The following is a 21,850-nucleotide window of genomic DNA, read 5'->3' as shown; positions in this document are numbered from 1 at the left end:
ACCATAGATAGGGAGTTTGAAATGAGCTTGCCTGATTTCTGGCGAATAGCCGATGTGGCGTTTTTCTAACGATCAACTGACTGAAAAATAAGGAATATCTGAGCGTTACCGTTTGTCGGAACGTTGGATCCAAGCCATGATCGGATGAAACAAAATGTGTCGTTTTTCTCACGGGTAAAAACGTGAAGAAACACCGGGATTCAAAGTGCGATGAGTGATGGCTAATCAATATTGGAACTTTGAAAAGTTGACCATCCCGGCCGCAGACGTCCATCTGCGAAGGTATTAATCAATAAGCAGAGGAAGCGCGACAGGCTCTGTATAAGAAATCGGGCTGTTTCGTTTCAGCGGACTTTTCGCCTTCAAAATACTTCATGCGCTAGCTATCGATCGCCGAAGTGATCGAAGCACATCCAGCGCCGACTGATCGGTAACACACCCGGGGTATTGATCGAACATATGTGGCGCCCCAGGGTAGACGTGCAGCTCGACGGCAACCCCAGCGCGCGACAGGCGCAGGGCAAATGCAACGTCCTCTTCAAGAAACAGATCCAGGGCCCCGACCGCCAGAAACGTCGGTGGCAAGTCACGCAGATCATCCTGCAGGGCCGGAGAAAACCAGCCGATCTGCTGATCATCCAGCGCTTGGTCAGCGCGCAGGCACTGCCAGCAGAATTGGTTGGCTTGCGCCGGCCAGCCAATCACTCCGGTCGTATCGTTTTGCTGAGGCGCGGCCGGGCTGCCCGAACGGTCATCAAGCATCGGATAAATCAGCACTTGGCTGGCGATGGGGAATTCGCCGCGATCCCGCGCCACCATTGCCAGCGCTGCTGCCAGCCCGGCGCCGGCACTGTGGCCCATGAGGATTACTTTGTCGGCGTCGATATTCAGCGATTGCTGGTGGGCGAAAACCCAGGCGAGGGCGGTGTAGCAGTCCTCGAGAGGAATGGGGAAGGGGTGTTCAGGCGCGAGACGGTAATCGACGGCGACGATGATCGCCTGCAGTGCTTCAGCGAGATCGGCGAGATAATCGTCTGCCATTTCCGGGCAGCCCAAGACGAAACCTCCACCGTGGAGGTACAGGATCACCGGAAAGTGAACACCCAGTACCGCGCCGGCGGGCCGGTAAAGACACAGGCGCAGATCCTCACCGTCGTGGGCCGTTATCCATAGGCTTTCACCGCGCGCTTGTTCTGGGGATTTGAATGTCGCATGGACACGCTCCCTGATCGCGGGCAGCGTTTCCAACGTCCAGGCTTCTGCGCCGGGGGTTAAAAAGCTCTTGAAGTCGGGATCCAGCAGTTCATGTGCTTTCACGTTCTGCTTCCTGTGTGCGAATGAACGAGCGCCTCGGATGGAGGCGCCGCTCACGGTGGAGTTACAGCCAGGCTTTGATCTGCGCGCAGACAGCCGGCGTCGAAATGCCATAGCGATCATGCAGCGTCGGCAGGGCGCCGGCGTCAAGGAACGCGTCGGGCAACGCGATCTGTCTGAAGGTGGGCGTCACGCCATTGCGCAACAACAACCCGGCAACCGCCTCACCCAAACCGCCGATGATCGAGCTGTTCTCGGCGGTGACCACCAGACGTCCGGATTTGCGCGCTTCGGCGAGAATGGTTTGTTCATCCAGCGGCTTGATGGTCGGCACGTGCAGCACGGCCACATCAATGCCGTCGGCCTGCAATTGCTTGGCCGCTTCCAGCGAACGCATGGTCATCAGCCCGGTAGAGATGATCAGCACGTCGTTGCCCGTGCGCAGGGTCTTGGCCTTGCCGATCTCAAATTGATAGCCGTACTCGTCCAGCACCAACGGCACATTGCCGCGCAGCAAGCGCATGTAGACCGGGCCCTGGTGAGCGGCGATGGCCGGCACGGCCTGTTCGATTTCCAGCGCATCGCACGGGTCGACAATCATCAGATTGGGCATGGCGCGGAAGATGGCCAGGTCATCGGTGGCCTGGTGGCTCGGCCCGTAGCCGGTGGTGAGGCCGGGCAGGCCGCAAACGATTTTGACGTTGAGGTTTTCCTCGGCGATGGCCATGCAGATGAAGTCGTAAGCACGGCGCGATGCGAACACCGCGTAGGTGGTGGCGAACGGCACGAACCCTTCGCGGGCCATGCCGGCGGCAGCGCTCATCAGCAACTGCTCGGCCATACCCATCTGATAGAAACGCTCCGGGTGCGCCTTGGCGAAAATGTGCAGGTCGGTGTACTTGGACAGGTCAGCAGAAAGGCCGACGATGTCCGCGCGCTGCTCTGCCAGCGCCGCGAGCGCATGGCCGAACGGTGCCGAGCGGGTCGCCTGACCCTCGGAAGCAATCGAGGCAATCATCGCCGAGGTGGTCAGGCGCTTTTTCACCGGCGCGCCAGTAGCAGTCGAAGGCGCAGTGTTGGCGGCGTTGCTCATTGGTCTTTTCCTTCTTCAAGGTTGCTCAGTGCCAGGTCCCATTCGTGCTCTTCGACGCGAATGAAGTGGGTCTTTTCCCGGTTCTCCAGAAACGGCACGCCTTTGCCCATTTTGGTGTCGCAGATGATCACGCGCGGTTGGCCGCCGGGGTGATTGCGCGCGGCATCGAATGCAGCGACCAGTGCGTCGAGGTCATTGCCGTCGACGCGCTGGGTGAACCAGCCAAAGGCTTGCCAGCGATCGACGATCGGTTCGAACGAGAGAATCTCGCTGGAGTAACCGTCGGCCTGCTGGTTGTTCACGTCGACGATGGCGATCAGGTTGTCGAGCTGCCAGTGCGAAGCCGACATGACTGCTTCCCAGGTCGAGCCTTCATTGAGTTCGCCATCGGAGAGCAGGTTGTAGACGAACGAGGCCGAGCCTTTGCGCTTGAGGCCCAGGCAGGCGCCGACTGCGATGCCCAGGCCCTGACCCAGCGAACCGCCGGTGATTTCCATCCCCGGGGTGTAGGCGGCCATGCCCGACATCGGCAGGCGGCTGTCATCCGAGCCGTAGGTTTCCAGCTCGTCGAGCGGAATGATCTCGGCTTCGATCAGCGCTGCGTACAGCGCAATGGCGTAGTGGCCGATGGAAAGGTAGAAGCGATCGCGCTGCTCCCATTCGGGATCTGTCGGGCAATGGTTCATCGCATGGAAATAGGAGACCGCCAGCAGGTCAGCCGCGCCGAGGGCCTGACCTACATAGCCTTGGCCCTGAACCTGGCCCATGCGCAGTGCATGGCGGCGAATGTTGTGCGCGCGCTCCGCCAGGCTCGGCGATGCAGTGTGTGAGAGATTAGTCGTCATGATGAAACTCCGTTGACTCAACGATTGACCAAAGCGGCGGGAATGCGCAGGACCAGGCTCGCGCCGAGGAACAGCACGCCGGTGATCAGGTACATGCCGATGGCGCTGGAACCGGTCAGGGTGGTGATCCAGCCGATCAGATAAGGCGAGCAGAACCCGGCGAGGTTGGCGAAGCTGTTGACCGCCGCGATGCCGGCCGCCGCAGACACGCCGCCGAGAAGCGTGGTCGGCAGCATCCAGAACAACGAGGTGGCGGACAGAATGCCGGAGGCGGCCAGGCACAGACTGAGGATCGACAAGGTCGAATTACCGCCCATCATCGCTACCAGGCTCAAACCGATCGCACCGGCGATCATCGGCACGATCAGGTGCCAGCGGCGCTCGCGATGTTTGTCGCCACTGCGTCCGACCAGCAGCATCGCGGCGATGGCGCACAGATAAGGCAGGCTGGTCAGGAAACCGATGTGCAGCGGGTCGGAAACCCCTGCGTTGCGCACCAGTGTCGGCAGCCAGAAGGTGATCGCATACTGGCCCATGACCACACAGAAGTAGATCGCCGCCAGCAGCCACAAGCGCCGGTCGCGGATGAACTCGCCGATCGAGGCGTGGGTGACTTTTTGCTGGTCGTCTTCAGCCAGTTCGCGAGTGATCAGGGCTTTTTCATCGTCATTGAGCCAGGTCGCCTGATGCACGCCGTCTTTCAGGTAGCTCAGCACCAGCAGGCCGACGACCACGGTGGGCACCGCCTCGAGCACGAACATCCACTGCCAGCCGGCCCAGCCGTGCACACCGGCAAAGTGGTTCATGATCCAGCCCGACAGCGGGCCGCCGACCATGCCCGACAGCGGAATGGCGATGAACCACAACACGGTCATGCGCGCCCGGCGATAGGACGGAAACCAATAAGTGAGATAGAGCAACAGGCCCGGCGCCAGGCCGGCTTCGGCAATCCCCAGCAGAAAGCGCAGGGCATAGAACTGCCACGCGGTTTCGACGAAGGCGAACAGCGCCGAGACGATGCCCCATGTGATCATGATCCGCGCAATCCACACCCGCGCGCCGACCTTGTGCAGGATGATGTTGCTGGGCACTTCGCAGAGGAAATAGCCGATGAAAAACACCCCGGCACCCAGTCCGTAGACCGTTTCGCTGAGGGCCAGATCATTCATCATTTGCAGCTTGGCGAAACCGACGTTGACCCGATCCAGATACGCGCACAAATAGCACAGCATCAGGAACGGCATCAGCCGCCAGGCCGTTTTGCGATAGGCAGAAGAGCGCACGGTCGAAACCGCTTCGAGCGACAGGGTAGTCATGATGGCCTGATCTCTTGTTTTTATTGACCGCCAGGCCATCAGGCCCGGCTGCGTCATCGATCCAGAACCGCACGGGCCCGCAGGCCCGCCCAGAGTGACTCAGTGAATCAGCATGCCGCCGTTCACATCGAGGGTGATGCCGGTCAGATAAGCGGACAGGTCGCTGGCCAGAAACAGCGCGGCGTTGGCAACGTCCTGCGCTTGACCCAGGCGACCCAGCGGAATGCCTTCGATGATGGCGTGACGGCGGTCATCCTGCATCAGGCCGCCGGTGATGTCGGTGTGAATAAGGCCCGGGGCGATGGAGTTGACGCGGATATTGTCCGGCCCCAATTCCCGCGCCATGGCCTTGCCCAGCCCCAGAACGCCGGCCTTGGCCGCGCTGTAATGCGGACCGCCGAAGATGCCGCCGCCGCGCTGGGCCGACACCGAGGACATGCAGACGATGCTGCCGGAAGACTGTTGACGCATCAGCGGAATCACCGCCTGCGACATGAGCAAAGTGCCGCGCAGGCTGACGTCCAGCACCTTGTCATAGTCCGAACCGCGAATCTCGAGGGTCTTCAGTGGTTGGGTGATGCCGGCGTTGTTGACGAGAATATCGATGCGCCCGAAGTGTTCGATGATGGCGGCAACGGCTTGCTGGACCTGCGCTTCGTCGGCCACGTTGGCCGCCAGGCCCAGATGACCTTCGCCCAGTGCGGCGGCGGCGTCACGTGCTGCGGAGGCATCCAGATCGAGGATGACCACGCGAGCGCCTTGTTGCGCAAATGTGCTGGCGGTAGCGCGGCCAATGCCACGGGCAGATGCGGCACCGGTAATGATTGCGACTTTGCCTTGAAGAAGCATGGAGGATTCCCTCGAATTGTTTTTATTGGGTCGGTGTGTAAGTAACCGATGACTCAGCTTGTCCTCCGGGGCGAGCGTGAGCAATAACGCGGAAGTCACTCAATGCTGAAAAAAATTCAGCACTCGTCAGGCTGTTGCGCAAATGCTTGAATGAAACCGGTCCATACATCACAAGAAACCACCACGGAGTCCCCATGCGCTCTGACACTGAGGCATCGATCATCCTGCCACCGCTGAAAGCAATTCAGGCCTTCGAACAAACCGCGCGCTTCGGTAACGTCGCCAGAGCGGCGGAAGTGCTGGACCTGACCCCCTCGGCAGTCAGCCATCAACTGGCGAAACTGGAAGGGATGATCGGCCGGCAATTATTCGTTCGCGCTGCTCGAGGCGTCTCGCTCACGCCGGTCGGCGAGCAATACCTCAAGGAAGTCTCCGGGATTCTGCACAGTCTCGCCGTTGCCACCGAACGCGCGGCCAGCGATGTCAGCCTCGATTGCCTGCGCTTGCACTCGTCGCCCAGCTTCGGCCTGCTCTGGCTGATGCCGCGTCTGGAAGCGTTTCGCGCCAGTCATCCGGACATACAGATCAATCTGTCGTGCTCCTATGAATCGCTGCACTTCAGTCGCGACAAGATCGACGTCGATATCCGCCACGGTCTGCCGAACTGGCCAAGCTATGAGGTGCGCACCGTCAGGAACGAGACATTTGCCGTGCTGACCTCACCGAAACTGCTCGCGCAACGCCCCGTGCGCGGCGCGGCGGATCTGCTGGAGTGCGATCTGATTCTGTCGGAAGCCACGCTGCTCAAATGGCCGCAATGGTTTGCCCAGCATGGTCTGGCGCGTCCGGAGCGGCCTTACGCATTGAGCTTCGATCGCTCGTACATGTCGCTGGAAGCCGCGAGTCACGGCCTGGGTTTCGCGCTGGAAAGCACATTGCTGGCGCAGAAGTATCTGGCCGCGGGCACGCTGGTTGAAGTAGCGCCTGAATCATTGAGTGCTGCGGTGGCGGCGCATCATCTGGTGTTTCCCAAAGCGCATTCCAGCTTCCCACGGGTCAGGCGTTTTCTGGCGTGGATGGAAAGCGAGTTGGGCCACGAGTTCGCGTATTGAGTCGAGCTCAATTCTTTCAAACTCTCTGATCCGCTCAAGGTCAATCCATTATCGATCTTGTCATTCATATCAGAGGTGAAGGAATGGATAACTACCACATCAACAAAAACCAGCAGCGCTGGGAACTGGTCAAAGAGGGCGCGCAGCGTGCGTCGAAAACGGCTGCGACCAAAGCCGAGATCACGCAGATCGCCAGCGACTATCTGCAGGACAAGACCGCCTCGCTGAAAATCCATAAAGAGGACGGGACGATCCAGGAAGAGCGCACCTTTCCGCGCGCTGCCGACCCGCGAAAAACCAAAGGCTGAGCCGCGTTTTTCTCTGTATTCATCGTTTCTGCAGAAGGGTCTGATTTATGGTCATCGCATGTCTGGGATGGGGCTCACTGATCTGGAAGCCGGACGGTTTGCCGCTGGCGAGCGAGTGGTTTGCCGACGGGCCGCAGGTACCGATCGACTTCGTGCGCGTCAGTGACACTGGCGAGTTGACTACCGCCATAAGCGCGAACGCGCCGCCGTGCAAAGTGCTGTGGTCGGTACTGGATGTCACCGACCTTGATCAGGCCCGTGAAGTCTTGCGTCTTCGCGAGGGCGTGCCTGAGGGCAGGGAGGACGGCATCGGCAGCTTCACCATCGGTACCTCGGCAATGGGCGTGCTCGCTGAATGGGCCATCCCTCGGCAACTGGACGCGGTGATCTGGACGGCGCTGCCCGGCAGATTCAAGAACATTGAAGGCTTGGTGCCCAATGTCGACGACGCGGTTTCTTATCTCGCCGGGTTAAGCGGCGCAGCGCACGAACAAGCCCGCGACTATATCGAGCAGGTACCGGCACAGATCGACACGCCGTATCGGCGCGAGATCATTGCCAGGCTTGGGTGGAAATGATGAGCACCCGCAGCCAAGCGCAGATTGCCGCCATCTTCGATCAGCTGCTGGCACTGCGAGAAAGCGTGGACATCCTCCAGCACGTGGAGAGCGGTAGCGTCGAGTCGCTTCGTGGCCATCAAACCGTGGACGCCCCCGAGTCGCTGGATCTGGTGTTTCAAAAGCTGCATGAAGACATCGCCAGCATGGAGGAAACCTTGGCGACGATTGCCGAGGCTACCGGGGACGTGCCGAAGTTGTAAGGGTGTCGCGGGGCCGGCACGCAGAGATGATGTGGCTGGTCTGGCGCCTTCGCGAGCAGGCTCGCTCCCACAATGGGTTTGTGAATCGACTGATTTCCGGAGTCTGACGCAAAACCCTGTGGGAGCGAGCCTGCTCGCGAAAGCGCTGGGTCAGGCACTTACTCTATTGGATGTGCCGACGCTATCGCGAGCAGGCTCGCTCCTACAATGGGGCTGGATCTCTGACCACGCGCAACGCTTCCACCACCAGTGAAAACGCCGGCGACGGTTGGCGGCGGCTGGGGTAGTAGAGGTGGAAGCCGCCGAACGGTTCGCACCAGTCCTCCAGCACTCTGACCAAACGCCCTTCAGCCAGGTGCGCGCCGAACTCGTCTTCGGGCAGGTAGGCAATCCCTAACCCGTTCACCGCCGCGTCGGCGATGTGCACGGTGGAGTTGAACACCAGTTGGCCGTCAACCCGTACTTTCAGCTTTTTGCCCTGACGCTCGAATTCCCAGGCATCGACACCGTCGTAGGTCGGAAATCGAATATCGATGCAGCGGTGTGCCGCCAGATCGCGCGGGTGTTGCGGGGCGGGGTGCCGGGCAAAGTAGCCGGGCGAGGCAACCACGGCCATGCGCAGCGGCGGGCCGATCGGCACGGCGATCATGTCCTGGGCGACGGTGTCGCTGAAGCGCACGCCGGCATCGAAGCGGTCGGCAACGATGTCGCGGAAACCGTAGTTGATATCGAATTCGAGCTTGATGTCCGGGTACTGCAGCAGTAGCGGCGTCAGCTTGGGCAGCAGAGTGGTCTTGATGATGTTGTCGCCGCAGGTGATCCGCACGGTGCCGGCGGGCTTGTCGCGCAACTCGGTCAGCGCGTCCAGCTCGGCTTCGATCTCATCGAAACGGTGCCCGACGGCGTGCAGCAAGCGTTCGCCGGCCGCTGTCAGCGACACGCTGCGCGTGGTGCGGGTCAGCAGGCGAATTTTCAGACGCGCTTCCAGCGCCGAGACTACCTGGCTCACCGCCGATTGCGTCACGCCCAGTTGCACCGCCGCGCGGGTGAAGCTGCCGCTGCGGGCCACGGTGACGAAGGCGAGCAGGTCGTTGAAGTTGGGTTTGGCCATGGCGCAACGCTCGGGTTTATTGATTAGCTTGGTTTATAACCGCATTAAGCACTCATTAGCTAATCAAAGCCTCAAGCCTGCGCAACAATACCTCCATCCCGGCCTCGCCTGGGTTCCCGATCAAGGACGCCCCCATGAAACGACTGTTCATACTGCTCGGGTTTGTCCTGAGTTCATTCACTGCATTTGGAGCTGACATGTCCCACGGTGCCGATAATTTCTTCAAAAGCGACAAGGTGACCGTGCAGAAGGTCAGCTTCAAAAATCAATACCAACTCACCGTGGTCGGCAACCTGTTTGTCCCCAAAGGACTCGACCCGGCAGCACGCAGCGCGGCGATTATCGTTGGCCATCCGATGGGCGCGGTAAAGGAGCAGAGCGCCAATCTGTATGCGCAGAAACTGGCGGAGCAGGGCTTTGTCACCCTGTCGCTGGATCTGTCGTTCTGGGGCGAAAGCGAGGGCGCGCCGCGCAATGCCGTGCTGCCGGACATGTACGCCGAAGACTTCAGCGCCGCCGTCGATTACCTCGGCACACGGCCATTCATCGACCGCGAGCGCATCGGCGTGCTGGGCATTTGCGGCAGTGGCAGCTTCGTGATCAGCGCGGCGAAAATCGACCCACGGATGAAAGCCATCGCCACGGTCAGCATGTACGACATGGGCGCGGCCAACCGTGACGGCCTCAAGCATTCGCAAAGCCTCGAACAGCGCAAGCAGATCATCGCCCAAGCGGCCGAACAGCGTTACGCCGAATTCACCGGCGGCAAGGTCGCATATACCGGCGGCACGGTGCTGGAACTGAAGGCCGACACCCATCCGATCCAGCGTGAATTCTTCGATTTCTACCGCACCCCGCGCGGCGAATTCACCCCGGCCAGCTCGACGCCGCAACAGACCACGCGGCCGACGCTGAGCAGCAACACCAAGTTCATGAACTTCTATCCATTCGTCGATATCGAGAGCATCTCGCCGCGCCCGATGTTGTTCATTGCCGGTGGCGATGCGCACTCCCGTGAGTTCAGCGAAGAGGCGTTCCGGTTGGCGGGGCAGCCGAAAGAACTGGTGATCGTGCCGAATGCCGGCCATGTCGATCTGTACGACCGGGTCGAGCTGATTCCTTTTGCCAAGCTGACACAGTTCTTCAAGAGCAACCTGAAGTAACTTTCAACGCGACGGAGCGAAGCGATGCGGATTTTTGCCAACGGCTGGAAGGGATTCGTACTGATGGCATGGCTGCCCTTTGCTCTGTCTGCTGCTAACCCGGAGGAGACCACGATGTGGATGACCGTCGGAGAACAGCGTTTTGCCATTGCTCTGGATGACAACCCGAGTACCCGGCAATTGCTCACGCGATTGCCGCTGAGCCTGGAAATGACCGACCTGCACGGCAATGAAAAATACGCCACCGTGCAGCCGCCATTGCCCACCCAGCCCTACCGGCCGGGCACGATTCACAACGGCGATTTCCTTTTGTATGGCGACGATACGTTGGTGGTCTTCTACAAGACCTTCGATTCGTCCTACCGCTATTCGCGTCTTGGTCGCATCGACCGCCCGCAGGACTTGGCCGAAGCCTTGGGGCGCGGCGATGTGCGGGTGACGTTCACTCTGCATGAGTGAGGAGAGTCATTGATGAACCAGAAATCGTTAAATCAAGGGCGTCTTCTACGCATCGTGGCCCTCGGCTGCGCGGTCCTCGCCAGCGCAGCCTGCGTGAATCCTCTCTGCGCCAATCCTTCCCGATCATCGGAGAAACCGATCATGAAAGAACAGCCTCTGTCGCTTGAACAACTGGCGATCGCCCCGATTGCCGCCAACGCTGCCATCGGCGACATGCCGCGTTTGCACGACGCACTCAATCGTGGTCTCGATGCCGGGCTGAGCATCAGCGAGACCAAGGAAATTCTGGTGCAGCTGTACGCCTACGCCGGCTTCCCGCGCAGCCTCAACGCCTTGTCCTTGCTGATGAAGGTTACGCAGGAACGCGCTGCACGCGGCATCGAAGACGCACCAGGACGTGAGCCCGGACCGGTGCCGTCGGGGTATGCGCTCACCGAACTCGGCACCGACAATCAGACCCGTCTGGTCGGCGCGCCAGTGTCGGGCCCGCTGTTCGAATTCGCCCCGGCGATCGATCAGTTTCTGAAAACGCACTTGTTCGGCGATATCTTCGCCCGCGACAACCTGCAATGGACGGATCGGGAACTGGCGACGGTTGGCGCGCTCGCGGCAATGGCTGGGGTGGAGTCACAGCTGGAGTCGCATCTGAAGATCAGTCTGAATGTTGGGTTGACGGTTGAGCAGTTGCGCCAGGTTGCGCAGGAATTGAAGGTGCGTGGGGATTCGCAGGCAGCGGAGCGGGTGGTCGCGGGACTGGAGAAAGTCCAGCGGTGAGGGCGGTTCGGATTCATTGCCGCGCTGTTAATGCAGATTCTTACAGTGCGCGCTGGCGCCGACTCGCTCCCGGCGAGCTTCCCGTTATCCGCTTGAAGGCACGACTGAACGCCGCTTGGGAGGTGTAGCCCAGGCGCTGCGCCACTTCTTCGATCGGCAGTCTTTCCAGGGTCAGCCACTGACTGGCCAGGCGCATCCGCAGTTCGGTGGCATAGCGTAGCGGTGGGGTGCCGAGGGTGGTCTGGAAGCGTTCGGCGAAGACCGAGCGCGAGGTGTTGCACAGCGTTGCCAGTTCGGCGACGCTCCAGTCGCGCCCCGGTTGTTGGTGCAGGGCCAGCAAGGCCTGTGCCAGGCGTGGGTCGCGCAGGGCGGCGACGAGACCGGAGGCATTGCCGCAAGCGCATTCGACCCAGCCACGAACAATCATTGCCGCCACTACGTCGGCCAGGCGCGCGAGAATGCCGGCGAAGCCGATGCGCGCGGCGCTGACTTCGCGCTCCATGGTGGCGAGAATCGGCATCAGGCCCGGATAGCGCTGGCCGCCGGCGTCGATCAGCATAAGACCCGGCATCAGCCGACCGAGGCCTTGCAGGCTGCCGAGCTCGAACTCCATACAGCCACTGAAGAGCAGCGCGCTGTCGGGCGAATCGTTGCTTTGCCCGACCTGCACCGCGCAGACCGTGTCGCCGAGTGGCGCGGTAACCGCGCTGTCAATGTCCTGCACTTGCGCGCCTGCGTGTGACAGCAACTGGTGCGCGGCCCCATGGGAAATGAATACCGCATTGCCCGCCGACAATTCGTAAACGCTGCCGTCCTCCAGCCGCAACACCGTCGATCCAGCGGCGACGAAGTGGAAATACGCATGGCCGGGTTTGTCGCTGAAACCCAGGCCATAGGGCGGGCCGGCGTGGATCCGCCGATATTGCACGCCACGCAGACGCATGCTGCGCAACAACTCGGTGATCAGGTCTGAAGACACAGAGAAGGAATCAATGCTCGTCATGTTCGGGGTTTCGATCAAAAGTTCAAGACTGCGCATCATAGATCATCCGGATCGCCCTCAATAGACTGCCTTCTCGAAATGTCCGAGGGAGTCTTGAAATGAATGAACGTGTAGGTGATGGGCGAATTGAAGAGGCGCCGATGGTGCCTGCATGGATGGCGGTGTTTTCACTGGCGATGGGTGTGTTTGGTCTGCTCACGGCGGAATATCTGCCGGCCAGCCTGCTGACACCAATGGCGCTCGATCTCGGCGTCAGTGAAGCGCTGGCGGGGCAAGCCGTTACCGTGACAGCGGTGGTCGCGCTGTTTGCCGGATTGCTGGTGCCAGGATTGACGCGCAGCCTTGATCGGCGGCTCGTATTACTTGGCTTTTCGGCACTGATGATCGCGTCGAATCTGCTGGTGGCGTTGTCGTCCAGCCTCGCCGTATTGCTGATCATGCGTATTCTTTTGGGCATAGCCCTCGGCGGATTCTGGAGCATGGCGGCGGCCGTGGCGATGCGCCTGGTGCCGGCGGCGCTGCTGCCACGCGCGCTGTCGATCATCTTCAGCGGGATCGCCGTGGGTACCGTAGTGGCGGTGCCGCTGGGCAGTTATCTCGGTGGCCAGTTTGGCTGGCGCAGTGCGTTCTACGCCGCAGCAGCGGTGGGCATGGTGACGCTGGTCTTCCAAATGTTCACGCTACCCAGTCTGGCGCCGCATCGCCCGTCACGCCTGCGCACGGTGCTCGAGGTGTTGCTGCGACCGGGCATTGCCATCGGCATGTTCGGCTGCGTACTGGTGCACACCGGCCACTTCGCGTTGTTCACCTATATCCGGCCATTTCTGGAAAGCACCACGGGCGTCGGCGCGCAGACCTTGGCACTGATGCTCCTGGGTTTCGGCGTGGCGAACTTTGCCGGCACGCTGTTCGCCGGCTGGTTGTTGCAGCGCAATCCACGCGCAACCCTGGTGCTGATGCCGGTGCTGGTGGGCGTTGCCGCTCTGGCGCTGGTCGGGTTACCGGCGTCGGTCAGTGGGCAGGCATTGCTCCTTGCATTGTGGGGGATGGCCTTTGGGGGCGTGCCGGTGGCGTGGTCGAATTGGGTGGCGCGCTCGATACCCGATCAGGCCGAAAGCGCAGGCGGCATGGTCGTCGCATCGGTGCAGTCGGCGATTGCCGCAGGCGCTGCCGCCGGCGGTTCGGTGTTCAGCTTCAGCGGGATCAATGGCGTGTTTGTAGCGGCTGGAATTCTGATGTTGCTGGCCGCGCTGCTGATTGCACTGAAGGTCAACGTCGATGTGCCGGAGCCGGGCTCGGCGCCAGCGGTGCCGGTGCATTTGTGATTTGTTCAGGGGGGCGGCGTTGGTGGGGCACCGAGCCCAGCCAACGCCGTTGTCGTCAAGCGCGCTTCGGCAGTTTCCAGTTTGGCCGGATGAAGTGGCAGGTGTAGCCGTTCGGAATCCGCTCCAGGTAATCCTGGTGCTCGGGTTCCGCTTCCCAGAACGGGCCGGCAGGTTCTATTTCCGTAACTACTCGGCCGGGCCACAATTTCGAAGCGTCGACGTCGGCAGCGGTGTCTTCGGCGACGGCGCGCTGCTCGTCGTTAAGGTAATAGATCGCCGAGCGATAGCTCGGGCCAAGATCGTTGCCCTGCCGGTTGGGCGTACTCGGGTCGTGGATCTGGAAGAAGAACTCGAGGATCTGCCGGTAGCTGATTACCGCCGGATCGAATTTGATCTCGATGGCTTCGGCATGGTTGCCGTGGTTGCGATAGGTCGCATTCGGCACATCACCGCCGGTGTAACCGACGCGGGTTTTCAGCACACCCGGGTAGCGACGCAACAGATCCTGCATGCCCCAGAAGCAGCCGCCGGCGAGAATGGCAGTTTCGGTTTGAGTGGTCATGGTGTGTGCTTCCTCTCGGAGACGATGGGGGATACCCACTGTTATGAGGGCGGGTTGGCTGATTCCAAGGTCATGAACGAACGTGATCTGATCAAAGGGCTTGATGGCTGCTCGCAGTTTTTGCAAGAAAATCGCTGATCAGTGACGTTACCTGTTGCTGAATCACCGCACGTGGCCGGGCATTTTCACCATCGCGACAAATGATGCCGTCACCCGGACTGTCCTCTTCAAGCAAAGCCTCCGCCACTGGTTTGCACTGCGACATGAAGCTGAAATGGCTGGCGTCGGCGATTTCGATATAACGCGTCGATGCCAGAGGCAGGCGCTTGGCCAGATCAACTGACTCCAATGCTGCCGGCAGATCCTGCGACGGTGCACCAGCAGCGATCACCAACGTTGGCACCGGCAATGTCGCCAGGCTCTGGCTGGTCATGCCGCGCGAAAGGCCCAGGTCCAGCGAAATCACAGCGGTGACGCGCTGGTCGCGCAGGTCACCGGCCAGTGCTGTCTTCAATTCCGGGGTGCTTACCGGAGTCATCTGTCGATAGACCTTGCAGCTGGAGAGCTGCGGATGGATTTTACAATCGCCCGCAAACAGGTCCGGATCGAACCGTGCTCCGGCGATTTCCAGCGCAGTCCAGCCGCCGAGGGAGTGGCCGACCACCGCAATGCGACCCTTGTCGACGGCGCCGAATTTATCCGGTTGAGAAGTGACTGCGTCAATGGCGCGGCTCAGGTCGGCGGGGCGCAGCCACAACTGTGCCGCCGCCACCGCGCTACGGTCATGGGTGGTGGTGCCGGGATGGTTGACGGCAGCGACGATATAACCCTGATGGGCCAGCGCACTCGCCAGCCAGGCCTGATTGCTCCAGTTGCCTCGGTAACCGTGGGACAGCACGACCAAGGGATGCTCACTCGCAACGGGCGGCGCATCACGAACGGCTGAGGCACCAACAAAGACTGCGTCATCGGCGATCAATTGGGCGGTGGTTGTTGTCGTGCCTGGGTACCAGACGACCATTTCCAGCGGACGTTTGTGTTGCAGGTCGGGCAGGATGGTGGACTGGAAACCGATGGCGCTGATGTCAGCCAGTGCGCTGGTCGAAAGGCCGATGACAAGCGAGGCCGCGAGTGCTGCTTTAAGTGGATTGATCATCACGCTCTACCAAACCCAAAAAAAGAACGCAGCTTGCTCGGTGACTTGCGTTCGTAAAAAGGCTTGGTCTCCCTGAGGAAGTAATCACTCAGCCCGGCTTCTCCCATCAGCACGCGACAAAAATCAACCGGCCCGCCATCAGGGGCTGTGTCCGCAGCGACATTGCCGGCTTCGCGCATGACCTGCTCGATATCGCCATCCGCTTCGATGCCGACGATCAGGTGCGGCTTTTCATCAACCGTGGGGTCGTGCATCAGCGCCAGGAACGCGCGTTTCACATTGGAGTGTTTGGCCAGCAGTTGCGAGAGCGAATGGACCATCGTCGATGGGTAGTCCGAAGGCTGTCCGAGCAACACGTTGGTCTCTTTTTCAACGGTGCGCTGCATGGCGGGCCGGCCGATTTCGCCTGAGAGCAGGCGTTGCACTTCCTCCGGAAGGAATTCCTTGCCGTACGGCGACTTCGGATTCAGAAAGAGCAGCGCGCCCAGCGTGATTTCGAACAATGATCGGGCCGGTATCTCCACATAGCTCTGCTCGCTGTCGATGGATTGTTGCAGCGTTGGCAGCGAGGAGAAGAACGGAATGACCGGCGTGCCATCGGGCTTCTGCCAATGAGCGATGCTGATATTGCTGCCGGCCTCGAGATTGACATGGCCTTGCCCTGCACCGGCGGTGCCGAGGATGTAGATGGTCGAATCAAGAAGCGTGCGATAGAACTCAGGGCGATGAGCGGGTTCGTCGGCGGCCAGTCGGAGTGATGTTTCCAGAGGGTTTTCTTGGGAAGTATCCATGAGATTAATCCGTTATTTTCTATGGAAAGCGATGATTACCGGGACGATTCGCAGAGACATGCCCTTACGATGATACTCGTCAAAGATTTCGAATCCTGCGCCGTTCTAACCAAAAGCACAAAGCCAACTGTGGGAGCGAGCCTGCTCGCGAAGGCGTCGTGTCAGTCGAAATGATTCGCGACTGATCCACTGCTTTCGCGAGCAGGCTCGCTCCCACATTTGAATCTCGCGTTGGGTGTTATAGCAAACTCCACGAAACCCCAACATAAACCCCCATCCCTTCACCCGGCGTCGAGCGCGCGGCATCCGCTCCCTTGTCGTCATACCCCGGCGTGACCGTTGCCGCGTAGCGCTTGCCGGTCAGGTTGCGCATGTCCACCCAGCCTTGCCAGTCGCCCTTCGGCGCGTTGTAGCCGAGCGTGGCGCCGAACAGGGCGTACGGGTCGGCGTAATAGCTGTTGGCGTAGTCCACGGCAACTTTGGACACCAGTTGCGTGTTCACGGCGGCGAAGAAGCCCTGCGGCCAGTCGTAACGCAGTTCGCCCTGATAGTAGTGCATCGGCAAACCGGGCAGGCGGTTGTCGCCGAAGCGCTCATCGTCGCGGTAGTGGAAGTCGCTGAAGGTGTAGGCCTGACGCAAGCTCAGCTGGCGCCCGTCGTCCGCCGACCAGAGTTTGCTATTCAAGCTGGCCTCGATGCCTTGGTGCACCGTCGGGCTGGCGTTGAGTTCGTAGGGCGTAACGGCATTGGCGTCCGGCAACACCGAGAGCAATTCGTGACGAACTTGCGCGTAGTACCAGGCCAGGCTCCATTCGCCCAAATGGCTGTCGCCACGGCCGCCGAGTTCTAGAGTGGTTGCGGTCTGGTTTTGCAGTTCGATCGGGTCGCGCTGGGTGCCGGTTGCAGCGCCGTTGCCGGCAGGGAAGCGCACGTTGGAGCTGTAGATCAGCGACCACGGGTGCGGTGCTTCGACGGAGCGGCTGAGGTTGCCGAACACTTGCACGTCCGGGGTGATCTGGTAGCGAAGGCCGATGCGCGGTGCATAGTCCCAATCGCTGAGACTGGTCTTGCCGCCACCCTGCGGATACGTCACGGCGCTTTCGCGGCGGGTATAGATGGCGGCAAGGCCGGTGGTCAGCCACAGGTCGTCGGCGATTTCCAGGTCGTTACCAAAATGCAGCACGGTGTCCGAGCCCTGATAAGTGAAATTACGCATCCGCGTGCCGGGCGCATAGCTGGCGGTGTTGCCACTCGGGATGCGCACGAACTCGCTGGCGCCATCGTTGGGCAGATGCTTGGTCACGCGCAGGCCGACAGTGCTGCGGCTCTCCATGCCGAACAGGCTGTCGCGGCGCTTGTAGTCGAAGGTGCCGCTGACGTCGGTGTATGCCACTTTCAGCCGGTTCGGGCCTTCGCGCAGATCCATCGGGTAGTCGTGGTAGACGAGGCCGGTCTGGATGCTTGAGTCATCGTCGAGGTAGAAGGTGGTCTTGTTGCCGATGAAGGTACTGCCGGGTTGCTTGCGGCTGTCATCGCGGGCCACATAAGCCGGGTTGGCTGCCCGTGGGCTGTGTTCGATGGAATGCTTGGTCACGCGGCCGGCGAGGTCGTTGTCGGTTTCCCGGTAGCGGATGTAGAAGCGGGTTTCCAGGTTCGGGTTGAAGCGATAGCCGAAGTTGGCGATCAGGCCTTTGCTCTCGCTGGCGGTGTGGTCCTGATAGCTGTCGGCGTTGGCATCGGTCAGCGACACGTAGTAATCAAAATCTCCCAGCACTTGCCCGGAGCTGATCTGGCGCTGCTGATAGCCATGGCTGCCGGTGGCGTAGCGTAGTTGCAGTTTCGGCGCGGTGTAACCGGTATGGCTGACGTAATCGATAGCGCCGCCCAGCGCCAGCGAGCCGCGATCGAAGCCGTTGGCGCCGCGCAGCACTTCGACATGGTCGACCCAGAGCGGCTCGAGCAATTCATACGGCGTGCCGCCGGGGCCGGTGAGGGGCAAGCCATCGAGCATCGTGTAGAGCCCCGAAGCATGGGCGCCGGGTGCGCGGTTGATGCCGGAACCACGGATGGAAACCTTCACGCCTTCGTTGCCCGCCGACTGTGCATACACCCCCGGCTGATAGGCGAGCACATCCTGATTGCTGGCAACGCGGCCCTGCAACGGCTGGCGCATGTCGACCACGTTGGTGGCGCCGGGTACCTGTTCGAGGCGTTCCCTGGCGTCTTCGACCGAGGCATCGGTGCCACTGCGCTGATCCGCCGAAACCAATACTTGCCCCAGTTCCAGACCTTGGGCCTCGGCCGTCACCGGGCAGGCCAGGACCAGGCCGAGCAGGGCAGTGGGCAATGATTTGGGCGACGGCATCGAGAAACTCCAGCAAACAGGGGATCGGGCAATGAACAGTGCGACGTCGGAACACACGCGGGAAACACATGGCGAACCGGGTTTTTTGCCCGGCAATCGCAGACAACCGAACGTCGGCTAACCTCGCGGATCAGGCCTTTGTGGTCAATAAACAATTTCTGCGGCCTGTTGAAGCGCGCGAAGGTCAGAGCCATGAATCTGTGATGTGCGGACACCTTCGCGAGCAAGCCCACTCCCACAGTGTTCAGTGATGCACCTGATATTGAATACACCCCAATCTCTGTGGGAGCGGGCTTGCCCGCGAATGGGCCAGACCGGTCAACACCTTCACTGCAGATTCACCGCCGTCGCGGGCAGGCTCACTCCTGCAAAGGTTTCTGCATAAACAGTCCATCCGTCGTCTGCCCTGAACCTCCTTCGCGCTGATTTTTCTACCGGGTAAGTCCCTCAGGAGATTCCCGTATGTTCGATCAGCAAAAAAAGGCATCACTGGCGGCATGGCGCAAGATGTCGGAGCAGGCCGAGGCCGATCTGGATCCGGAACAACAATATGACGAACTGCTCAAGGCCGCCGATCAGATGGAGGAACAAGGCCTGATTACCAGCGCCGAATGGCGTCAATTGATACGCGACGCCGGCAACGTGTTTACCCATAACCAAGAAGAAACGCACAGCTGAAAACGGCCATCGGAGGACGTCCCATGCTCAGTTATCTGTTTATCGGCGCCAACGATGTTGAGCGTTCGGCGGCTTTTTACAAGGCGATCCTGACGCCGCTCGGCTACCGGCATGATCGCGAAGAACACTACTGTTTTTACCTGCCCGATTGCGCCGACAAGTCCAACGGCCCCGGCAGCGTGCACATATCGCAACCGTTCAATGGCGAGCCGGCTACATCGGGCAACGGCATGATGCCGGCGTTTCGCGCCGACTCGCGGCAAATGGTCGATCAGGTGCACAAGACCGGGCTCGATCATGGCGGCAGCGATGAGGGCGCGCCGGGCACGCGCGAGGCCTACACGCCGGACTTTTACGTGGCCTATCTGCGCGACCCCGAAGGCTACAAGCTTGCTGTGTTCTACAGCGGCTGATGGATGGAGCCTGTTGATTCGGCCCTGATGGCCGCCCGCGCCCAGTTCGCGATCACGATCAGCTTCCACATCGTGCTGGCGGCGTTCAGCATCGGTCTGGCGAATTTCCTCATGGTGCTGGAAGCGTTGTGGTTGAAGACCGGGCGCCAGGTTTACCTGGACGTTTATCGCTACTGGCTCAAGGTGTTCGCCCTCAACGTCGCGGTGGGCACGGCGTCTGGATTGATTCTGGAGTATCAGTTCGGCCTCAACTGGTCGCGGCTGTCAGTGCAGGCCGGTGATGTCCTCGGCCCGCTGATGTTCTATGAAGTGATGGCGGCATTTTTCATCGAAGCGGGATTTCTCGGCATCATGCTGTTCGGCCTGAAGAAGGTCGGCCCGCGTCTGCATTTTTTCGCCACCTGCGCGGTGGCCGTGGGCTCGCTGATCAGCGCGTTCTGGATACTTTCGGCCAACTCGTGGATGCAAACCCCCGCCGGCTATTCGATTGGCGCGGACGGGCGTTTCCTCGCCGCGGACTGGTGGGCAATCATCTTCAATCCTTCGTTTCCCTATCGGCTGGCGCACATGCTGCTCGCCGTGTTTATCGGCAGTGCGACGCTGATTGCCGGCATCAGCGCCTGGCAGTTGCGCAAGGCCTCGGCAAACCCCCGCGCTCGCCTGCAATTTTCCATGGCGCTGTGGGTGATAGCGGTGCTGATTCCTGTGCAGATTGTCATTGGTGACTTGCATGGGCGGCACAGTCTGCAAGCCCAGCCGCAGAAGGTGGCGGCAATCGAAGCTTCATGGACGCGCCCCGCGCAAGGGGCCGGAGAGCCGCTGCGGCTGTTCGCCTGGCCGGATAGGCAAGAGCGCCGCAACCACTGGGAGGTCGCTATTCCGCGAATCGGTTCGCTGTATTTGCATCACGACCTGACCAGCACCATCGCCGCGCTTGATGAATTCCCGCCAGAAGACATTCCTCCCGTGGCGCCGGTGTTTTTTGCCTTTCGGCTGATGGTCGGGCTTGGCCTGTTGATGCTCGGGCAGGGCGTGGTCAGCCTCATTCTGCGCCGGCGTAATCGCCTGTACACGGCGCGTCGGTGGTTGGGCGCGTGCGTGCTGCTGGCGCCGGCCGGGTTTCTGGCGATGCTCAGCGGCTGGGTTGTCACCGAAGTGGGGCGACAGCCGTTTACCGTTTACGGATTGCTGCGCACGGCAGACAGTCTGTCGTCAGTGTCGAGGGCTCAAGTCGTCGGGTCGACCTGGTTGATTCTGCTGTTTTATCTGCTGATCTTCGGCATCGGCCTGTGGGTATTGCTGCGTCTGTTGCGCGAGCCGCCACAGCAGGATCAACCCGGGCCGCAGCCCACCCTTGGCGACGAAACCGGACACTGAGGAGGGCGCAGACATGGACACGGACTGGCTGACCCTTTTGTGCGCGGCGGCGCTGGCGTTCTCGGTGATGAACTACGTGGTGCTCGACGGCACTGATCTGGGCGTCGGCATGCTGATGGGCCTGACGCAATCCAGCCAGCAGCGGCGGGCGATGGCCGTGACGATTCTGCCAGTGTGGGATGCCAACGAAACCTGGCTGGTGCTCGGTGGCGGAGGGCTGTTGGCGTTGTTTCCGCTGGCCTATGCGATCTTGTTGCCGGCTCTTTACGTGCCCTTTATCGTCATGTTCCTGGCATTGATTGCACGGGCCATGGCGCTGGAGTTTCGCGACTACGCAGCGAACGAACAGCGCAAACGAATCATCGATGGCGTGTTGGCGCTGGCGTCGCTGCTGACGGGTTTTGTTCAGGGCGTGGTGCTGGGGACTTTGGTGCAGGGCGTTGCGCATCAGGAGGGTCAGTACATTGGCGATGGCCGCGACTGGCTGAATCCGTTCCCGGTGTTTTGCGGTCTGGTACTGGTGCTGGGCTACGTGTGGCTGGGGACGTGCTGGTTGTACTGGCGCACCCTTGATGAATTGCAGCAGCGCTCGGCCCGCCAGGCCCGCGTCCTGGCGCTGGTCGTCGCGGCATTATTGCTGGTGTTGATCGCATGGACGGCGATGTTGCAGCCGCAATATGCCCGGCGGCTCGCCGATATTCGGCTGTGGTTGCCGGCAGGGCTGATCCTCAGCGCTCTGGGATGGGTGTTCAGCAAAGGCTTTCACAGCCGCTTCGACTTCATCCCTCTGTTCGCCGCATTGGGCGTCTTCGTCCTGGCTTTCGCGATGATGCTGGTCGCGCTATTTCCCTTCATCATTCCGCCAGATTTGACCTTGAGCGAAGCCGCATCAGGCCCGAACAGTCAGATGTTCATGCTGGTCGGCTTCGCCGTGCTCATACCGATCACCCTGGCCTACAACACCTTCGGTTTCCGCGTGTTCAGCGGCAAGGTGCGCGTTGCCACCGACGACTGAG

The 21,850-nt window shown here is 60.9% G+C and carries 23 protein-coding genes; 12 read left to right on the top strand and 11 right to left on the bottom strand.

All coding sequences use genetic code 11. The features are described from left to right. Nucleotides 1–372: 372 nt before the first annotated feature. The 5 genes from ACMYUN_RS02700 to ACMYUN_RS02680 form a co-directional block, all read right to left on the bottom strand. Nucleotides 373–1,317 carry an alpha/beta hydrolase gene (locus ACMYUN_RS02700; protein ID WP_415763945.1) on the bottom strand — a complete coding sequence of 315 codons (945 nt, stop codon included), beginning with the start codon at nt 1,315–1,317 and terminating at the stop codon, nt 373–375. Between the two features lie 61 nt (nt 1,318–1,378). Beyond that, the gene (locus ACMYUN_RS02695; protein ID WP_415762729.1) at nt 1,379–2,407 is read right to left on the bottom strand and encodes a transketolase family protein; all 1,029 of its coding nucleotides are present in this window, start codon (nt 2,405–2,407) and stop codon (nt 1,379–1,381) included. Next, nucleotides 2,404–3,252: a transketolase gene (locus ACMYUN_RS02690; RefSeq protein WP_415762727.1), complete on the bottom strand. Its 849-nt coding sequence runs from the start codon at nt 3,250–3,252 to the stop codon at nt 2,404–2,406. The genes ACMYUN_RS02695 and ACMYUN_RS02690 overlap by 4 nt, the downstream gene beginning before the upstream one ends. Nucleotides 3,253–3,269: 17 nt before the next feature. After that, nucleotides 3,270–4,568, bottom strand: coding sequence for an MFS transporter (locus ACMYUN_RS02685; protein ID WP_415762725.1), 1,299 nt, complete (start codon nt 4,566–4,568; stop codon nt 3,270–3,272). Between the two features lie 99 nt (nt 4,569–4,667). Further along, a complete protein-coding gene (locus tag ACMYUN_RS02680; RefSeq protein WP_415762723.1) occupies nt 4,668–5,417 on the bottom strand; it encodes an SDR family NAD(P)-dependent oxidoreductase in 750 nt (249 codons plus the stop codon). A 194-nt stretch (nt 5,418–5,611) separates the two neighbouring features. Here ACMYUN_RS02680 and ACMYUN_RS02675 point away from each other — a divergent pair, with 194 nt between their 5' ends. The 4 genes from ACMYUN_RS02675 to ACMYUN_RS02660 all read left to right on the top strand — a co-directional run bounded on the left by ACMYUN_RS02675 (nt 5,612) and on the right by ACMYUN_RS02660 (nt 7,657). Further along, nucleotides 5,612–6,529 (top strand): LysR substrate-binding domain-containing protein, encoded by a 918-nt coding sequence (locus ACMYUN_RS02675; RefSeq protein WP_024012668.1) that lies wholly within the window; start codon nt 5,612–5,614, stop codon nt 6,527–6,529. Between the two features lie 83 nt (nt 6,530–6,612). Then, nucleotides 6,613–6,837: a DUF2188 domain-containing protein gene (locus ACMYUN_RS02670; RefSeq protein ID WP_016774410.1), complete on the top strand. Its 225-nt coding sequence runs from the start codon at nt 6,613–6,615 to the stop codon at nt 6,835–6,837. A 47-nt stretch (nt 6,838–6,884) separates the two neighbouring features. Beyond that, on the top strand, nt 6,885–7,415 hold the full coding sequence (locus ACMYUN_RS02665) for a hypothetical protein (protein WP_039758785.1): 531 nt from the start codon (nt 6,885–6,887) through the stop codon (nt 7,413–7,415). Then, nucleotides 7,415–7,657: a hypothetical protein gene (locus ACMYUN_RS02660; protein ID WP_129998524.1), complete on the top strand. Its 243-nt coding sequence runs from the start codon at nt 7,415–7,417 to the stop codon at nt 7,655–7,657. Before ACMYUN_RS02665 ends, ACMYUN_RS02660 begins: the two co-directional genes overlap by 1 nt. Before the next feature lie 202 nt (nt 7,658–7,859). Here the strand turns inward: ACMYUN_RS02660 and ACMYUN_RS02655 are convergent, their stop codons facing one another. After that, a complete protein-coding gene (locus ACMYUN_RS02655; RefSeq protein ID WP_415762719.1) occupies nt 7,860–8,768 on the bottom strand; it encodes a LysR family transcriptional regulator in 909 nt (302 codons plus the stop codon). 134 nt (nt 8,769–8,902) lie between these two features. Here ACMYUN_RS02655 and ACMYUN_RS02650 point away from each other — a divergent pair, with 134 nt between their 5' ends. The 3 genes from ACMYUN_RS02650 to ACMYUN_RS02640 all read left to right on the top strand — a co-directional run bounded on the left by ACMYUN_RS02650 (nt 8,903) and on the right by ACMYUN_RS02640 (nt 11,164). Then, nucleotides 8,903–9,931 (top strand): alpha/beta hydrolase, encoded by a 1,029-nt coding sequence (locus tag ACMYUN_RS02650; protein ID WP_415762717.1) that lies wholly within the window; start codon nt 8,903–8,905, stop codon nt 9,929–9,931. A gap of 114 nt (nt 9,932–10,045) precedes the next feature. Further along, the gene (locus ACMYUN_RS02645; protein ID WP_130888069.1) at nt 10,046–10,390 is read left to right on the top strand and encodes a cyclophilin-like fold protein; all 345 of its coding nucleotides are present in this window, start codon (nt 10,046–10,048) and stop codon (nt 10,388–10,390) included. A 12-nt stretch (nt 10,391–10,402) separates the two neighbouring features. Next, the gene (locus tag ACMYUN_RS02640) at nt 10,403–11,164 is read left to right on the top strand and encodes a carboxymuconolactone decarboxylase family protein (RefSeq protein WP_415762715.1); all 762 of its coding nucleotides are present in this window, start codon (nt 10,403–10,405) and stop codon (nt 11,162–11,164) included. A 40-nt stretch (nt 11,165–11,204) separates the two neighbouring features. Here the strand turns inward: ACMYUN_RS02640 and ACMYUN_RS02635 are convergent, their stop codons facing one another. Continuing rightward, nucleotides 11,205–12,167 (bottom strand): cupin domain-containing protein, encoded by a 963-nt coding sequence (locus ACMYUN_RS02635; protein ID WP_415762713.1) that lies wholly within the window; start codon nt 12,165–12,167, stop codon nt 11,205–11,207. A gap of 98 nt (nt 12,168–12,265) precedes the next feature. On the opposite strand from ACMYUN_RS02635, the gene ACMYUN_RS02630 reads away from it, so the two are divergent. Beyond that, entirely contained in the window at nt 12,266–13,492 is a 1,227-nt protein-coding gene (locus ACMYUN_RS02630) for an MFS transporter (RefSeq protein WP_129998530.1), read from the top strand. A 55-nt stretch (nt 13,493–13,547) separates the two neighbouring features. On the opposite strand, the gene msrA is transcribed toward ACMYUN_RS02630, so the two are convergent. The 4 genes from msrA to ACMYUN_RS02610 form a co-directional block, all read right to left on the bottom strand. Beyond that, entirely contained in the window at nt 13,548–14,054 is a 507-nt protein-coding gene (gene msrA / locus ACMYUN_RS02625; RefSeq protein ID WP_415762712.1) for a peptide-methionine (S)-S-oxide reductase MsrA, read from the bottom strand. 91 nt (nt 14,055–14,145) lie between these two features. Further along, entirely contained in the window at nt 14,146–15,210 is a 1,065-nt protein-coding gene (locus ACMYUN_RS02620) for an alpha/beta hydrolase family protein (protein WP_415762710.1), read from the bottom strand. Then, nucleotides 15,210–16,001, bottom strand: a complete 792-nt coding sequence (sseB, locus tag ACMYUN_RS02615; protein ID WP_415762708.1) for an enhanced serine sensitivity protein SseB — start codon at nt 15,999–16,001, stop codon at nt 15,210–15,212. The genes ACMYUN_RS02620 and sseB overlap by 1 nt, the downstream gene beginning before the upstream one ends. Nucleotides 16,002–16,239: 238 nt before the next feature. Continuing rightward, nucleotides 16,240–18,366 (bottom strand): TonB-dependent receptor family protein, encoded by a 2,127-nt coding sequence (locus ACMYUN_RS02610; protein ID WP_415762707.1) that lies wholly within the window; start codon nt 18,364–18,366, stop codon nt 16,240–16,242. Nucleotides 18,367–18,828: 462 nt separating this feature from the next. Between ACMYUN_RS02610 and ACMYUN_RS02605 the strand changes: the two genes are divergently transcribed. The 4 genes from ACMYUN_RS02605 to cydB are packed head-to-tail and all read left to right on the top strand — an operon-like array spanning nt 18,829 to nt 21,849. Further along, nucleotides 18,829–19,044, top strand: a complete 216-nt coding sequence (locus ACMYUN_RS02605; RefSeq protein ID WP_415762706.1) for a hypothetical protein — start codon at nt 18,829–18,831, stop codon at nt 19,042–19,044. Nucleotides 19,045–19,067: 23 nt separating this feature from the next. Next, nucleotides 19,068–19,457, top strand: coding sequence for a VOC family protein (locus ACMYUN_RS02600; protein WP_415762705.1), 390 nt, complete (start codon nt 19,068–19,070; stop codon nt 19,455–19,457). A gap of 27 nt (nt 19,458–19,484) precedes the next feature. After that, nucleotides 19,485–20,834 carry a cytochrome ubiquinol oxidase subunit I gene (locus ACMYUN_RS02595; protein ID WP_310405076.1) on the top strand — a complete coding sequence of 450 codons (1,350 nt, stop codon included), beginning with the start codon at nt 19,485–19,487 and terminating at the stop codon, nt 20,832–20,834. Between the two features lie 13 nt (nt 20,835–20,847). Beyond that, nucleotides 20,848–21,849: a cytochrome d ubiquinol oxidase subunit II gene (gene cydB / locus ACMYUN_RS02590; protein ID WP_415762704.1), complete on the top strand. Its 1,002-nt coding sequence runs from the start codon at nt 20,848–20,850 to the stop codon at nt 21,847–21,849. The last annotated feature ends 1 nt before the right edge of the window (nt 21,850 follow it).

This window comes from Pseudomonas sp. CP4 (assembly GCF_047758505.1).
Lineage (GTDB): Bacteria > Pseudomonadota > Gammaproteobacteria > Pseudomonadales > Pseudomonadaceae > Aquipseudomonas > Aquipseudomonas fluorescens_AO.
This window is presented reverse-complemented; position numbering and strand designations above follow the sequence as displayed.